The organism is Streptomyces sp. NPDC047042, from assembly GCF_040644035.1.
Lineage (GTDB): Bacteria > Actinomycetota > Actinomycetes > Streptomycetales > Streptomycetaceae > Streptomyces.
Genome location: NZ_JBEYVP010000028.1, coordinates 45,908 through 60,304 on the forward strand (window position 1 = coordinate 45,908; position 14,397 = coordinate 60,304).

Here is a 14,397-nt window from a genome sequence, read left to right on the forward strand (position 1 = left end):
CTCCGAATGCCTGACCCCCGAATCGGCCCTAAGGTGCACATATGGAGCACGCTCTGAGTTCCGCGACGCTCACCGAACTGCGGCGCCCGCGCCCCTACCCCGCGGTCTCCGTACTGACGCCGACGCACCGCCGTGAACCCGACAACGCACAGGATCCGGTCCGGTTGCGCAACGCCGTCGCCGAGGCCAAGAGACGCCTGGAGGCCGATCCGGCCGTCACCCGCGAGCGGCGCGTCGATGTCGTCGAGCAGTTGGACAGGGCCCTGACCGAGGTGGATCTCACGCACGCCGAGGACGGCCTGGTGATCTTCGCGGCGCCCGGGGAGCACACGGTGTGGTCGCTGGCCCGGCCGGTGCCCGAGCGGGTGGTCCTCTCGGACACCTTCCTGACCCGGAACCTGGTGGCCGCGCAGGCCGCCGAACGGCCGTTCTGGGTGCTGGCGGTCGCCGCCGACCGTGTCTCGCTGTGGAGCGGGGGCGCGGACCGTGTCGTCGAGGAGAACACCGCGGGATTTCCGCTGAGCCGAAGTCTGGAGGACCCGGACGCCGAGCGGCAGGAGCGCGTCGGCGATCTGCCGAGCGTCTTCCGGGACGAGCACACCCGCCGCTTCCTGCGTGACGCGGACAGCGCGCTGGGCCGCGTCCTGCGGGCGCACCCGCGTCCGCTGTACGTGACCGGGGAACCGGCCGCCCTGGCCGCCCTCGCCGAGACCGGAACCACCACCAGGGACGCGGCACACGTCCCGCACGGCGGCCTCGGGCACGCCCGCGCCGAGACGGTGTGGCAGGCCGTGCGTGCGGTGGTCCTCGACCGGCAGCGGGCGGACGCCGACGCGGTCCGGCGGGAGCTCGAAACGGCGCGTGGCCGGCGGGAGTTCGCCGCCGGCGTGGACGAGGTGTGGCACAGCGCCGCCGAGGGACGCGTCCGGCTGCTCGCCGTCGAGGAGAACTACCGTGTGACGGTCCGGGACGACGACGGCGACCATCTCGTGCCCGCCGCGAGCGGAGACCTCGACGCCCGCGAGGACATCGTGGAGGAGATCGTGGAGCGGTGCCTGAGCACCGGGGCGGAGGTCCGCTTCGTACCGGACGGGACGCTCACCGAGGCGGCGGGGATCGCCGGGGTGCTGCGCTACTGACCCTCGCCTCCCGCCGAGGGGGCGCCGAGGAGGTCGGACAGTCCGCGGTCCACCGCGTCGCCGAGATCCTCCTTCCCCGCCGCCACGACGGCGAAGGTGCGGAGCAGGAAGCGGCTCAGGGCGGGCGTGTCGAACTGGAGCAGGGCCAGGCCGTGCGGGGAGTGGAGTTCCAGGACCGTTCGCGCGGGCCCGCACGGCCAGATGTGCACATCGCCGCCTCCGGCGGGCCGCCGTACGCCCTCCTCCAGCAGGCTCCTGGCGAAGGTCCAGCTCACCCCCTCGCCGTCGAGGGCGACCTCCGCCGGGAAGTCGATCTGCACGGCCAGTGGATCGGTCGAGGCGTAGCGGAGCGTGGCACGGACGGGGAGCTCCTGCTCCTCCGAGGTGATCAGACGTGCGCGCGCGGGCTGTTCGAGGGTGACATCCATGGCAGTCTCCGCTCCCGTTCGGGCCGACGATGGTGATGCCGACGCGTTGTGCCGACGTGGTGTTACGACCCCGAAATGGCCTCTCCGATTACGCGGAATCCTCAGCTTTTAATGTGAGCTGCATCACTGGCGCGTACGGTTTTCCGCGGGGATCACGGACCGCTGGGCGATTCGGGGGCAACCTGACGGTGCGCCCCGGCAGCACACCACCACACATCGCACAAACGACCGTCGAACTGACGCCTGAATGAGTTGCCACTCATCTCCATCGATCCGCCAAGTCGCGTACCCCACCTACGACTTGGCACACCACACGCGTACCGTTTCCGCACCAGGAAAACCGGCCGAGAAGACTGTGGCATATGCCAGAAGCACCACCGTCTCGTGTGTTGCCAAATCCCTTACAGGGCGTCGCGGGCTGTGCAACAGTCGTAACCGGTCCTTCCGTCAGCCTTGGTCGTACCGTCCCTTCATCGGAGTGCGTCATGCCGCCCCATCTCTCCGCGGACCATCCAGCCGCCCAGCCGCCCGCCCGCGGCTCGGTCGACGCGCTCATCACACAGACGCGACAGCTCAAAGGTGACGTGGACGCCGTACGCCGGGACGCACCGGCCGACGGATCGGACCCGCGGGAACGCTGGCAACGCGCCCTGTACGACCTGGCACTCCAGCAACTCAGCGAACTCGACGACCACTTGGCCCAGTTGCGGGACGGACCGGAACCCCTGCCCGAGGCGCCCGCCGCCCGAGCCGTACCGACCGCTCCCCGGGGCGACTCACTGCTCAGCCGCGTGGGCAGCGCGGAGTGGAATCTCCTTACGGACGAAGCCAGTTGGTCCGGCGAGCTGTACGAGATCCTCGGCCGGGACCCCGCCGCCGACCCCCTCACGCTCGACGAGCTGCCCTCCCTGGTCCTCGACGAGGACCGGCCGACGCTCACCGTGATGGTCACGGCCTGCCTGATCGACGCCAAGCCCATCGACGGCGAGTTCCGCATCCTGCGGCCCGACGGCGACGTACGCACCGTGCACATGATGGGCGAGCCCGTCCTCGACGCCGACGGCAGCACCGCCTCCATGTGGGCCGTAGTGCGCGATGTCAGCGAGCTGCGGCGCAGCCGGCGGACGGTGGACGAGAGCCGGGACTCCCTGCAGCGCCACCGGCACCACGCGCAGTCCGAGCGTCGGCTCGCGGTCGAGCTGCAGGAGGCCGTGCTGCCGCCGTGGCGCGGTTCCCTGCGGCTCCCGCACCAGAAAACCGAGACCCTGGACCTGGCCGCGCACTACCTCCCCTCCTCGACGAGCGCGCTGATCGGCGGCGACTGGTTCGACGCTCTCGAACTGTCCGACGGCGACACCCTGTTGAGCGTCGGCGACCTCACCGGGCACGGGGTGACGGTCACCTCGAGCATGGCGATGCTGCTGGGCGCGCTGCGCGGCATGGCCGTGGCGGGCACCCAGCCCGGTCAACTCATGACCTGGCTCAACCAGTTACTCGACGCCTCCGTCCAGCCGGCCCTGGCCGGCGCGGTCTGCTGCCGCTACCGGCCCGAGACCCGCACCCTCACCTGGGCCCAGGCAGGACACCCCGCCCCGCTGCTGTTCCGCGACGGGACGGGACGCGTGCTGGACCCACCGGACGGCGTGCTGCTCGGCGCGACCTCCGGCGCCGCCTACGGACAGGCTGAGGAGACCCTCGAACCCGGTGACATCCTTCTCCTGCACACCGACGGGCTGGTGCCCGGGCTCCACGAAGGCACCGCCGCCACGCACCGCCTGCTCGAACTGGCCCCCCGCTTCGGCGAGGCACGCACGGCGCAGGAATGCGTACGGGCGGTGGTGGAGGAGTTCGGCGAGACCGAGCGCGAGGACGACGCCTGTGTACTCGTCGCCAGGGTGACCCCGTAGTCGCCAGGGGTGACCCCGTAGGGGCCTAGACCCGCGCGTTGTTCCCGCCCCTCCCCTTCGCCTGCTTGGGCAGGGACAGTTTGATCTCCTCGCGGAGCTCGTTGATCTTCGGGTAGCTGGAGTACTCGGCGGTGAGCCGGTACATCTCGCGCAGCCGGTCCCAGGTACGGCGGGACGAGTTCGAGCCCATCGACACCAGGGCCAACCGCGCGTACCCGGCGGCCTGTTCGGGGTCGTCCGCGATGAAGCAGGCGGAGGCCATGGACAGGAAGTCGAAGATCTTCGACCGCTCCCGGCCGTCGACCCTCAGTTCCAGGGCCTTCTGCGCGTAGTACTGGGCGTGCACCGCCGCGGCGGGTTCGTGCTCGGCCAGCGTGCGGTAGGCCAGGGCCTGCATGCCGTACAGGTCCTCCGCCTTGAACATCTGCATCCAGCTCGGCGGCGGCACGTCCCCCTTGTCGGAGACGAAGAGGTCCTCCGCCTGCCCGAGGGTGCGGCGCATCGCCTGGCCGCGCCCCATCGACGCCTGCGCCCAGGCCTCGACCGTGTACAGCATGGCCTGCGTACGGGGCAGGGTCTCGTCGCCCGAGCCGGAGTTGGCGAGCTTCATGAGGTCGAGTGCGTCGTCGGGCCGGCCCAGGTGCACCATCTGGCGGGCCGCCCGGGAGAGCGCCTCCCCGGCGCGCGGCCGGTCGCCGCCCTCCCGGGCCGCGTGGGCGGCGATGACGAAGTACTTCTGGGCCGTGGGTTCCAGGCCGACGTCGTGCGACATCCAGCCCGCCAGGACGGCGAGGTTGGCGGCGACGCCCCACAGGCGCCGCTGGAGGGGTTCGGGGTGTCGGTAGGCGAGCATGCCGCCCACCTCGTTGAGCTGGCCCACCACCGCCTTGCGCTGGAGTCCGCCGCCTCGGGCCGCGTCCCAGGCCCGGAACACCTCGACCGCGCGTTCCAGTTCCTCGATCTCCTGCCACCCGATGGGAGCGGCCTCGTACCGGTCGAAACCGGCGGGATCGACATGCAGGGGGTCGTCCAGGACGGGTGCGTCGGCGGACAGAGTCGGGTCGGTGTGCAGCCAGTCGTGCATGGCACTGCTGAGTGCGGAGCCTGCGGTGAGCGCGACGCCCGCGCCCACCAAGCCGCGTCGGTTGAGCATGAGGTCCATTCCCGTGAATTCGGTGAGGACCGCGGCAGTCCGTTCGGGCGCCCACGGCACGCCGTCGGGAGTTTCCGCACTCCCGCCGCCCGGCCGTTTCCCCACACGCCCGTGCCGGACCAGACCTAAGTCCTCGATGGTCACGACACGGCCGAGACGCTCGGTGAACAGGGCAGCCAGTACACGCGGCACCGGATCGCGCGGGATCTCTCCCGTGTCGATCCACCGCCGCACCCGCGAGGTGTCGGTCGCCAGCTGGGGGTGGCCCATGGCCGCCGCCTGCCGGTTGACCAGCCGCGCGAGTTCGCCTTTCGACCAGCCGGCCAGGCCGAACAGGTCGGTCAGACGAGTGTTGGGTTGTCCGCTCACGTCAAGCCCCCAGGTTCTCGGCTGAGTTGACAGTAACCGTCTGTCAGTTGCTGGGCGACTATTCGCCAGGGTTCGCCAGGGTTCGCCAGATGGTGTGCCACCGGTCAAGGGGTGTCAGGTAGGAAAGCGCCACCCCGGCCCGGTCTCCGTCCGGTTACAGCAGACGCACTCCCCAGGGTGCGTCCGGGAGTCCGGGCCGGGTGGCGCATGACCGTCGCAGGCACACGAAGGGATCTGTTTCTCCCATGTACGCAGCATCGTCCTCCGTGTCCGCCCCTCCCCGGCTGCTGCACCCCCGCCCGGGTGGCAGCGGCCCCTATCTCGACCCCTCGCGTCCGGCTGCCCCGGCCCTCGGTGCCGGTGCCGGCCGGGGGCGGCGGCTGCCGGGGATCGCCGCGCAGCCGCTCAGCGGGAGACTCGACCTCTCCGGGCCCCAGGGCGCCCAGCTGCGCGCGGCGATCGCCTCGGTGCACCGGATCTGCCCGGAGTTCGCGCCGGTGCAGGTGCTGCGCCGCAGCGGACGCTCCGTACTCCTGGTCGGGACGACAGGGCGCAGCACGGCCGTCGCGAAGTGTTTACTGGACCATTCACCGGCCTGGGCCGAACGCATCCGGCACGAGATAGCCGCATACCGCTCGTTCGTCCGGCACCGCCCGCCGGTGCGGGTGCCCCGGCTGATCGCGGCGGACCCGGACAACTGCACGCTGGTCATCGAGCGGATGCCCGGCCGGGTCGCGGCCCTGCAGCGGCACCCGACGGAGGCGCCGCCGCGTGCGGACATCAGGGCGGCGCTCAGCGCGATCTGCCGGCTCAACAGCTGGCGTCCACCGGCGGGCACCTTCGACGCCCCGCTGGACTACGCGGCACGGATCTCCCGGTATCACGAGCTGGGGCTGCTCACCGACCGGGACATGGGCGATCTGCAGAAGCTGGTGCACGGCATCGCGCACTCGGCGGGCCGCCAGGGCATGGGCCAGTTCTGCCACGGCGACGCACTCCTGTCCAACATCCTCCTCTCACCGGCCGGTCCAGTGCTGGTGGACTGGGAGCACGCGGGCTGGTATCTGCCGGGGTACGACCTGGCGACGCTGTGGGCGGTCCTCGGCGACGCGCCGGTGGCCAGGCGGCAGATCAGCCAGCTCGCGCAGTCGGCGGGACCGGCGGCACGGGACGCCTTCCTGGTGAACCTGATGCTGGTACTGACGCGCGAGATCCGTACGTACGAGCTGGCGGTGCAGCGTTCGATGCACGAGCCGACCCCGGTGGCCCCGGGTCCGGCCGGACCGGGTGCCGTGCCGTCCGGTGAGGAACAGCGGCTGCTGCTGAGGCGGCTGCACGACGACTGCCAGCTGGCCCGCCGGGCCGTGCGTGCGGCGGTCGGCACTCGCTGAGGGGCAAGTGGGCCCGTGACGCGCCTGGACAGCGGCGCGTCGCGGGCCTTCGCCGTGTCCGGCGGGCAGGACGTGCGGCCGGGCCGCCACGAAAGTTCCCGCACCCCTCTTGACATGGGAAGTCTCCGTTCTTTGGGCATGATTGACGGACCGTCGGGCAGCCGAGCCACTAAGGTGCGTACCGGCCCCGCACGTCCGCCACTCCCCCACACCCGCCCGACCCCGGAGGCCGTTTTGCGAGGATCCGCCACCGACCCCACTCCCCCCACCGATCCAGGACGCAGACGTCTGCGCAGAACCGCCGGGACACTCGCGTCCGCGGCCCTGCTGCTGCCACTGCTCGGCGCGGCCCCGGCCGACAGCGGCGCCCCGGCCGACAGCGGCGCCCCGGCCACCCGGCTGCAGCGCGCCTTCGCCGCGGCGGCGGACCAGTACCACGTGCCGCAGAGCGTCCTGCTCGCCGTCTCCTATCTCCAGTCCCGCTGGGACACGCACGCCGGGGCGCCCAGCGTCACCGGCGGCTACGGCCCGATGCACCTCACCGACGCCCGGACGGCTCTCGCGAACGCCCCGCACCACAGCGAGGGCACGGAGGACCCGCGCGGTGACAGTGCCCGGCCGCCCCTGCACCCCACCACCGAGGTACCCACTCAGGCCGAACTCCCGCCCCGACTGAGCACGTTGACGAAGGCGGCCGAGCTGACCGGCCTGCCCGCCGAGCAGCTCCGCACCGACCCCGCCGCCAATGTGGCCGGGGGCGCCGCACTGCTGGCCGCCGCCCAGCGGGACCTGGCCGAGCCGCTGAGCGCAGACCCGGCGGACTGGTACGGAGCGGTGGCCCGCTTCTCCGGCGCCGACGACACCGCCACGGCCGCCGCGTACGCCGACGACGTGTACGCCGTACTGCGCGGCGGCGAGCAGCGCACGACCGACGAGGGCCAGCGGGTCGCCCTCGCGGCGCGCCCCGAACTGGCCCCCGACACAGCCCAGTTGAAGCGGACCGGGCTGCGCAGGGTGTCCGCCGAGGGCACCGAGTGCCCGACGACGGTGTCCTGTGAGTGGATTCCGGCACCGTACGAGGAGTTCGGCGACAACGACTACGGCAACCACGACCTGGGCAACCGGCCGGCCTCCCAGCGCATCCGGTACATCGTCGTCCATGACACCGAGGGCGCCTGGGAGGGCGTGCTGAACATGGTCCAGGACCCGACCTATGTGTCCTGGAACTACACGCTGCGCTCGACGGACGGGCACATCGCGCAGCATGTGAAGGCGAAGGACGTGGCCTGGCACGCGGGCAACTGGTACGTCAACGCCAAGTCGATCGGACTGGAGCACGAGGGTTTCCTGGCGAATCCGGACGCCTGGTACACGGAGGCGATGTACCGTGCGTCGGCCCGGCTGGTGAACTATCTGGCGGCCAAGTACGACATCCCGCTGGACCGGCAGCACATCATCGGCCATGACAACGTGCCGGGACCGACCACCTCAACGGTCTCCGGTATGCACACCGACCCGGGCCCCTACTGGGACTGGCAGCACTACTTCACGCTGCTGGGCCGCCCCTTCGAGCGCACGGCTCATGTGCGGGGCGACAGCGCGGTGGTGACGATCCGGCCGGACTACGCGTCGAACCGGCCGAAGTACACGGGCTGTGTCACCTCGGGCCAGGCGTGCCCTGCCCACGGGTCGAGCGAGGTGCGGCTGTACTCGCAGCCGGACACGACGTCGCCCCTCGTCAAGGACATCGGTACGCACCCCTCGGGCAGCGGTGTCTCGTCGATCGACGTCAACGACGTCGGCGCACGCGCCTCCACCGGCCAGCAGTACGCCGTCGCCGAACGCAGGGGCGACTGGACGGCGATCTGGTACCTGGGCCAGAAGGCCTGGTTCCAGAACCCGGCGGCGAACCCGACGGCGGTGGCCGCCGTCGGCGCGCTCGTGACACCGAAGGACGGTCTGACGGAGATCCCGGTGTACGGGAGGGCGTACCCGGAGGCCTCGGCCTATCCGGCGGGTGTGCCGGCCCAGGCGGTCTCGCCGCTGTCCTACAAGCTGCCCGCCGGGCAGAAGTACGTGGCCGGGGACAAGGTGCCGGGCGAGTACGACTACGCGGTCACCTTCGACACGTCCTCACACCGGGTCGTGGTCGGCAAGGATCAGTACTACGAGATCCAGTTCGGCCACCGGGTGGCGTTCGTCAGGGCGGCGGACGTACGGCTCACGCTTTCCTGAGCGACCGATCTTCCTGAGCCGTCGACGACAGAGGTGAGGGCCGGTTCCGCCGCGTGGCGGAATCGGCCCTCACCTCTGTGAACAGCGCTTCAGGCCGTCTGGAAGAGCTCCGCGGGCAGCGGCTTGAGCAGGGCGTACAGGTCGTCGGTGATCGGGCGGTCCCAGGCCGCGATGGTCACCAGCACGTTGTCGCTGCGGTCGAACTGCACGCAGGCGATACGGCTCTCGGAGAGCTTGAGGCGGCGCACGATCAGGAGGTTGTCGCCCTGCATCACCGGGACGTCCTCGGTGCCGACGACGGTGACCTCCTCCTCGTTCTCCAGGGCCAGCAGCAGCTGGGCGACCTCGAAGGGGATCTCGTCCTCGGCGACGTCACGTGCCGGGGAGCCCTCCGGCAGGTTGCCGATGACCATCGCGGGGCCACGGCCGCCGAACAGGTCGTAGCGCAGGAAGACGCCCTGGCAACTGCCGTCGGGCGCGGGCAGCAGGCCCGCGCCGAGGTTGCCGGGCCAGTCGCCCGGATCCATGGCCAGAACATCGAAGTCGGGGCCGGCGGGAGTGGCGCTGCGGCGGCGGAGGAACGACATACGGCCATGGTACGTGTCCGGCCGAACCTCGTGTCCCACGGGCGCGTCAAACCGGCTGGGCGGCCGGCCTGCCCGTCTGCTTGTGCCGCTCGTGGTGGCGGGCGACGCGGGCCCGGTTCCCGCAGGCCGGTTTGCACCACTCCTGGCGCGGATGCTCCTTGAGGAAGTACCGCACGCAGCGCGGCGCGTGGCAGGCCCGCAGCCGCTCCCGGTCCGCACCGGCCAGAAACGCGACGGCGGCCTGCGCGAGCACGGCCACGATCTCCACCTCGCCGCGCACCCCCTGGTGGCGTACGACGGGTTCGGCGTCGTCGGCCCAGTCGAGCACGGGGACGGTGGGGGTACGGGCGGCAGCCGCGTTGAGCAGCCGCAGCGCCTCGGCCAGGGGCAGCAGCCGTGCCGCGTCCGCCGGGCTCGGTTCCCCGGGCCGTACCGCGCGGGCGAAGAGGGTCCGCACGGCGGCGCGCAATTCCCGTACGGCGCTCAGCGTGGCCTCGTCGGCGGCGAAGTCGGCGGCGCCGGGCACCATGTCGCGGTGGGCGCGCACCCAGGTGGTGAGGCCCGCGGTGTCGCCGAGGTCGTCGGCGATGCCGCCGTCGCCGTCGTGGCGGACGGTGAGGGCGAGGTCGAGGGCGAGCCGCGTGTCACCGCTGATGTCGCTGCTGCTGTCGCTGTCGCCGTCGCTACTGATGTCGCTACTGATCAGGTCCCGCATGACGCTAATGCTAATCCCAGAGGCATCCATTAGCACCGCAGGGGCGGCCCCGTCGCCGCGGGGCCGCCCCTGCCGCGGCTTTATCTCGTGGTCAACGCGCTCTCAGGTCAGGTCGAACTCCCCTTCCCGGGCCCCCGAAACGAACGCGCCCCATTCCGCGGGCGTGAAAATCAGGGAAGGGCTGTGCGGGCGGCCACTGTTGCGCATCGCGATGAAACCCTCGACAAAGGCGATCTGGACATCCCCTCGCCCACTGCTGCTCGACTGCCAGTCGGCGTTGCTGAGGTCCAGCTCCGGCTTGTCCCAGCCCGCGAGCGGGTGCTCCTGGATCGTGCTCTCGGCCACGTCCGTGCTCCTCCCGGTTACCGTCGTCCGCGGCCAGCCTAGCCATCGGTTCCTGCCGCCGACAGGCCACGTGAGGGGGACGCTTCAGGAGGTGGGCGGTTCGCTGCCGACGAGCCACATGGAAAAGAACTGGGAGCCGCCGCCGTAGGCGTGCCCGAGGACTCTGCGGGCCCCGTCCACCTGGTGTTCCCCGGCGAGCCCGCGCACCTGAAGGGCCGCTTCCGCGAAGCGGATCATGCCGGAGGCGCCGATCGGGTTCGTCGACAGGACGCCGCCCGACATGTTGACCGGCAGGTCCCCGTCGAGTTCGGTGACCCCGGCCTCGGTGAGTTTCCAGCCCTCGCCCTCGGCGGCGAAGCCCAGGTTCTCCAGCCACATGGGTTCGTACCAGGAGAACGGTACGTACATCTCGACGGCGTCGATGTCCCGGCGCGGGTCGGCGATCCCGGCCTGCCGGTACACGTCGGCCGCGCAGTCCCGGCCCGCCTTCGGGGACACGGCGTCCTTGCCCGCGAAGAGCGTGGGTTCGCTGCGCATCGCGCCGCCGTGCAGCCAGGCGGGCCGGCGCGGTGAACGGGCGGCTCCGGCGCGGTCGGTGAGGACCATCGCGACGGCGCCGTCCGAGGAGGGGCAGGTCTCCGAGTAGCGGATCGGGTCCCACAGCATGGGTGAGGCCTGGACCTTCTCCAGCGTGATGTCGTGCTCGTGCAGATGCGCGTACGGGTTCAGCAGCGCGTTGCGCCGGTCCTTGTACGCGACCAGCGAGCCGACCGTGTCGGGGGCGCCGCTGCGGCGCATGTACGCGCGGACGTGCGGGGCGAAGAAGCCGCCGGCGCCGGCCAGCAGGGGCTGCTGGAAGGGAATCGGCAGGGACAGTCCCCACATGGCGTTCGACTCGGACTGCTTCTCGTAGGCCAGGGTGAGGACGGTGGAGTGGACGCGGGAGCGGACGAGGTTGGTGGCGACGAGGGCCGTGGACCCGCCGACCGAGCCCGCCGTGTGGACGCGCAACATCGGTTTGCCGACCGCGCCTAGCGCGTCGGCGAGATACAGCTCGGGCATCATGACGCCCTCGAAGAAGTCGGGCGCCTTGCCGATGACGACGGCGTCGATGTCGGCCCACGTCAACTCGGCGTCGGTCAGGGCACGTTGGGCTGCTTCCCGGACCAGTCCGGCCATGGAGACGTCCCGGCGGGCGGCGACATGCCTGGTCTGGCCGATCCCGACGACCGCCACGGGCTCACTGGGCATGACGGGACTCCCCTTCGAGTACGGCGACGAGGTTCTGCTGGAGGCAGGGCCCGGAGGTGGCGTGGGCGAGGGCCCGGTCGGACTCGCCCCGGTGGATGCGAGCGGCGGCCTCGCCGATGCGGATGAGCCCGGCGGCCATGATCGGGTTGGCGGCCAGGGCACCCCCGGAGGGGTTCACCCGGACGTCGTCGCCCAGCCGGAGCGCCTTTCTGAGGACCACCTCCTGGGAGGTGAACGGCGCGTGCAACTCGGCGGTGTCCACGGGCCGTTCGAAGGCGCCGGCCTTCTCGGCGGCGAGCCGTGTCGAGGGTGAGTCGGTCAGCTCGCGCACGCCGAGCGAGTGGGCCTCGATGCGGTGGTCGATGCCCCGGATCCAGGCGGGCCGTTCGCACAGGTCCCGGGCGCGGTCACCGGCCGCGAGGATCACGGCGGCGGCCCCGTCGCCGATCGGCGGGCAGTCACCGGTGCGCAGCGGCCGTACGAGGTAGTCCCCTTGTGGCACCGAACCCCGCAGCTGGGCGTGGGAGTTGGCCTCCGCGTCCGTCCTGCTCCGGGCGGCTACGGCGGCGAGCGCGGGCTCGTCGGTCTCGCCCGCGTCGATGAGCGCCTGCGCCTGGAGCGCGGCGAGTGCCACGGAGTCCGGCCACAGGGGCGCCACGTAGTACGGGTCGAGCTGCCGGGTCAGGACGTCCCGCACCGAGCCCGGCGACGACTTGCCGTACGAGTACACGAGGGCCGTGTCGGTGTCGCCCGTGAGCAGCTTGGTCCATGCCTCGTACAGCGCCCACGCCCCGTCCATCTCCACGTGCGACTCGGAGATGGGCGGCCAGGCGCCGACGCCGTCGAGGGCGAGGGTGAAGGAGAAGGCGCGGCCCGCGAGGTAGTCGGAGGAGCCGGAGCAGGTGAAGCCGATGTCGCTGGTCTTCAGGCCGGTCCGGTCGAGCACCTCGTGCAGGACCGGCATGAGCATCTCGACCTCGGAGAGCTCCTCGCTGGTGCGCCGGTGATCGGTCTGGGCGAAGGCGACGACGGCGATCTCGCGTGTCACAGCAGCTCCTTGTACGTCTCGTAGTCCGCGTCGGGCTCGCCGGTGGGCCGGTAGTGGTCGGGATAGCGGCCCCCTTCCGTCCACACCGGCTCCACCCGCAGCCCCATCCGGACCTGGTCGTACGGGATGCCGCCGATCCGGCCGTGCAGGGCGAGGTCGGCGCCGTCGAGGGCGATGTGCGCGTACACGTAGGGCACTTCGATGTCGAGGTTGCGGGCCTTGATGTTGACGATGCAGAACGTGGTCACGGTGCCCCCGGGGCCCACCTCGACCTGCTCGGCCGTGCCGACACCGCAGGTGGGACAGGCCCCCCTGGGCGGGACGTACACCTTCCGGCAGGACGGGCAGCGCTCGCCGACGATGCGGCGCTCGGCGAGGGCGCCGATGTAGGCGGTCTGGGCGCGGCCGGGCGAGTAGGTGTAGTCGAGGCGTGCCTCGGCGACGATGCCGGTCACCATGTCCTCGAACTGCCCGTCGTGGTCGGCCGGTTGTGCTTCGGCGTCGCCGTCGTACGGCTCGAAGCAGGCGATGTCCGTGATCGCGCCGGAGCGTTCCGCCGCCCAGCGGACGCGGACGCGCATTCCGGTGCGGACGGCGTCGGGGCCGGACGCGTCGAGGGCGTGCAGGAGGGCCGTGTCGGCGCCGTCGAGCCGGACCAGGACCCAGGCGAAGGGCGTGTCGAGGGGCTGGCCGCGGCGCGGGGCGGGGTTCCAGGCCCAGGTGGTGACGGTGCCGGTGGGGGCGACTTCCACGAGGTCGCGCAGTTCGTCGGCGGTCACCGGGTCGTACTCGACGGGCGGGACGAGGGTGCGGCCGTCGGCGGTGCGGACGCCGAGGACGACCTGTTCACGCAGGCCGGTCAGGAAGGCGCTCTGGACGGGGCCCAGGGAGCGGGTGAAGGGGAATTCGACGATCAGGGGGGCTTTGAGGACTTCGGTGGTCATCCTGGGGCTCCTTCGCTGTCAGGCGCGCCGGTAGACGGGTGGGCGCTTCTCGGCGAAGGCACGGGTGCCTTCCTTGGCGTCGGCGGTGTCGAAGATGGGCCAGCCGCGCTTGAGTTCGGCGGCGAGGCCCTCGGTCTCGGTCAGTTCGGCCGTCTCGTACACGGAGGCCTTGACGGCCTCGACGGCGAGCGGGCCGCAGGCGTTGACGCGTTCGGCGATCTCGAGAGCCTTGTCCAGGGCGGTTCCGTCGGGGACGACGTGTCCGATCAGGCCGATCGCGGCGGCCTCCTGGGCGCTGTAGGGGCGTCCGGTCAGCAGCATTTCCAGGGCGTGGGTGCGCGGGATCTGCCGTTGAAGGCGCACCGTGGAGCCGCCGATCGGGAAGAGACCCCGCTTGACCTCGAAGAGTCCGAAGGTCGCCGACTCGCCCGCGACGCGGATGTCGGTGCCCTGGATGATCTCGGTGCCGCCGGCGACGCAGTACCCCTCGATCGCCGAGATCACCGGTTTGCGGGGGCGGTGGTGGCGCAGCATCGCCTTCCAGTGCAGGTCCGGGTCGGCCTTGAGCCGGGGGCGGTACTTCTCGCCCTCCAGACCGCTTCCGGCCAGGGCCTTCAGGTCCATGCCGGCGCAGAAGGCGCCCCCGGCTCCGGTGAGCACGATCGAGCGGACGGCGTCGTCCTCGTCCGCCTCGAGCCAGCCGTCGTACAGCCCGACGAGCATCGGCAGCGAGAGCGCGTTCTTGGCTTCCGGCCGGTTGAGCGTGAGCACCAGCGTGGCGTTCTCACGCCGGACGGTCAGGTGTTCCGTGCCACCCATCGCCCATCTCCCCTCTGAAAGAACGAGAACAGGTGAAAGAACGAGAACAGGTTGCAGGAGCGGAGG

At 71.4% G+C, this 14,397-nt stretch carries 13 protein-coding genes; 4 read left to right on the plus strand and 9 right to left on the minus strand.

Annotated elements, in window-relative coordinates; translation table 11 throughout:
* The first annotated feature begins 41 nt into the window (after positions 1 to 41).
* Positions 42 to 1,139, plus strand: a complete 1,098-nt coding sequence (locus tag ABZ855_RS30170) for a chemotaxis protein (RefSeq protein ID WP_360812170.1) — start codon at positions 42 to 44, stop codon at positions 1,137 to 1,139.
* Here the strand turns inward: ABZ855_RS30170 and ABZ855_RS30175 are convergent.
* Positions 1,133 to 1,567, minus strand: coding sequence for an SsgA family sporulation/cell division regulator (locus ABZ855_RS30175; protein WP_360812171.1), 435 nt, complete (start codon positions 1,565 to 1,567; stop codon positions 1,133 to 1,135). The genes ABZ855_RS30170 and ABZ855_RS30175 overlap by 7 nt on opposite strands.
* Before the next feature lie 485 nt (positions 1,568 to 2,052).
* On the opposite strand from ABZ855_RS30175, the gene ABZ855_RS30180 reads away from it, so the two are divergent.
* Positions 2,053 to 3,474, plus strand: coding sequence for a SpoIIE family protein phosphatase (locus tag ABZ855_RS30180; RefSeq protein ID WP_360812172.1), 1,422 nt, complete (start codon positions 2,053 to 2,055; stop codon positions 3,472 to 3,474).
* Positions 3,475 to 3,499: 25 nt separating this feature from the next.
* Here the strand turns inward: ABZ855_RS30180 and ABZ855_RS30185 are convergent, their stop codons facing one another.
* Positions 3,500 to 4,996, minus strand: a complete 1,497-nt coding sequence (locus ABZ855_RS30185; protein WP_360812173.1) for a hypothetical protein — start codon at positions 4,994 to 4,996, stop codon at positions 3,500 to 3,502.
* A 245-nt stretch (positions 4,997 to 5,241) separates the two neighbouring features.
* Between ABZ855_RS30185 and ABZ855_RS30190 the strand changes: the two genes are divergently transcribed.
* Together ABZ855_RS30190 and ABZ855_RS30195 are read left to right on the plus strand one after the other, a co-directional pair.
* Positions 5,242 to 6,387 (plus strand): aminoglycoside phosphotransferase family protein, encoded by a 1,146-nt coding sequence (locus tag ABZ855_RS30190; RefSeq protein ID WP_360812174.1) that lies wholly within the window; start codon positions 5,242 to 5,244, stop codon positions 6,385 to 6,387.
* Between the two features lie 234 nt (positions 6,388 to 6,621).
* Complete coding sequence (locus tag ABZ855_RS30195; RefSeq protein WP_360812175.1) at positions 6,622 to 8,622, plus strand: N-acetylmuramoyl-L-alanine amidase; 2,001 nt, start codon at positions 6,622 to 6,624, stop codon at positions 8,620 to 8,622.
* Positions 8,623 to 8,711: 89 nt separating this feature from the next.
* Here the strand turns inward: ABZ855_RS30195 and ABZ855_RS30200 are convergent, their stop codons facing one another.
* From ABZ855_RS30200 to ABZ855_RS30230, 7 genes are all read right to left on the minus strand, one after another.
* A complete protein-coding gene (locus ABZ855_RS30200) occupies positions 8,712 to 9,209 on the minus strand; it encodes a hypothetical protein (RefSeq protein ID WP_319202659.1) in 498 nt (165 codons plus the stop codon).
* Between the two features lie 46 nt (positions 9,210 to 9,255).
* Entirely contained in the window at positions 9,256 to 9,924 is a 669-nt protein-coding gene (locus ABZ855_RS30205; RefSeq protein WP_360812176.1) for an ABATE domain-containing protein, read from the minus strand.
* 102 nt (positions 9,925 to 10,026) lie between these two features.
* On the minus strand, positions 10,027 to 10,269 hold the full coding sequence (locus ABZ855_RS30210) for a DUF397 domain-containing protein (RefSeq protein ID WP_055523791.1): 243 nt from the start codon (positions 10,267 to 10,269) through the stop codon (positions 10,027 to 10,029).
* A gap of 84 nt (positions 10,270 to 10,353) precedes the next feature.
* A complete protein-coding gene (locus ABZ855_RS30215; protein ID WP_319202665.1) occupies positions 10,354 to 11,520 on the minus strand; it encodes a thiolase domain-containing protein in 1,167 nt (388 codons plus the stop codon).
* The gene (locus ABZ855_RS30220; RefSeq protein WP_360812177.1) at positions 11,510 to 12,568 is read right to left on the minus strand and encodes a thiolase domain-containing protein; all 1,059 of its coding nucleotides are present in this window, start codon (positions 12,566 to 12,568) and stop codon (positions 11,510 to 11,512) included. Before ABZ855_RS30220 ends, ABZ855_RS30215 begins: the two co-directional genes overlap by 11 nt.
* The gene (locus tag ABZ855_RS30225) at positions 12,565 to 13,512 is read right to left on the minus strand and encodes an OB-fold domain-containing protein (protein ID WP_360812178.1); all 948 of its coding nucleotides are present in this window, start codon (positions 13,510 to 13,512) and stop codon (positions 12,565 to 12,567) included. The genes ABZ855_RS30220 and ABZ855_RS30225 overlap by 4 nt, the downstream gene beginning before the upstream one ends.
* Before the next feature lie 18 nt (positions 13,513 to 13,530).
* Complete coding sequence (locus ABZ855_RS30230; protein ID WP_360812179.1) at positions 13,531 to 14,331, minus strand: crotonase/enoyl-CoA hydratase family protein; 801 nt, start codon at positions 14,329 to 14,331, stop codon at positions 13,531 to 13,533.
* Between the last annotated feature and the right edge of the window lie 66 nt (positions 14,332 to 14,397).

Bases quoted from the DNA above. Each gene is read 5' to 3' on its own strand.
- ABZ855_RS30170 (WP_360812170.1), top strand. From the start codon at position 42: ATGGAGCACGCTCTGAGTTCCGCGACGCTCACCGAACTGCGGCGCCCG.
- ABZ855_RS30175 (WP_360812171.1), bottom strand. From the start codon at position 1,567: ATGGATGTCACCCTCGAACAGCCCGCGCGCGCACGTCTGATCACCTCG.
- ABZ855_RS30180 (WP_360812172.1), top strand. From the start codon at position 2,053: ATGCCGCCCCATCTCTCCGCGGACCATCCAGCCGCCCAGCCGCCCGCC.
- ABZ855_RS30190 (WP_360812174.1), top strand. From the start codon at position 5,242: ATGTACGCAGCATCGTCCTCCGTGTCCGCCCCTCCCCGGCTGCTGCAC.
- ABZ855_RS30200 (WP_319202659.1), bottom strand. From the start codon at position 9,209: ATGTCGTTCCTCCGCCGCCGCAGCGCCACTCCCGCCGGCCCCGACTTC.
- ABZ855_RS30205 (WP_360812176.1), bottom strand. From the start codon at position 9,924: ATGCGGGACCTGATCAGTAGCGACATCAGTAGCGACGGCGACAGCGAC.
- ABZ855_RS30215 (WP_319202665.1), bottom strand. From the start codon at position 11,520: ATGCCCAGTGAGCCCGTGGCGGTCGTCGGGATCGGCCAGACCAGGCAT.
- ABZ855_RS30225 (WP_360812178.1), bottom strand. From the start codon at position 13,512: ATGACCACCGAAGTCCTCAAAGCCCCCCTGATCGTCGAATTCCCCTTC.
- ABZ855_RS30230 (WP_360812179.1), bottom strand. From the start codon at position 14,331: ATGGGTGGCACGGAACACCTGACCGTCCGGCGTGAGAACGCCACGCTG.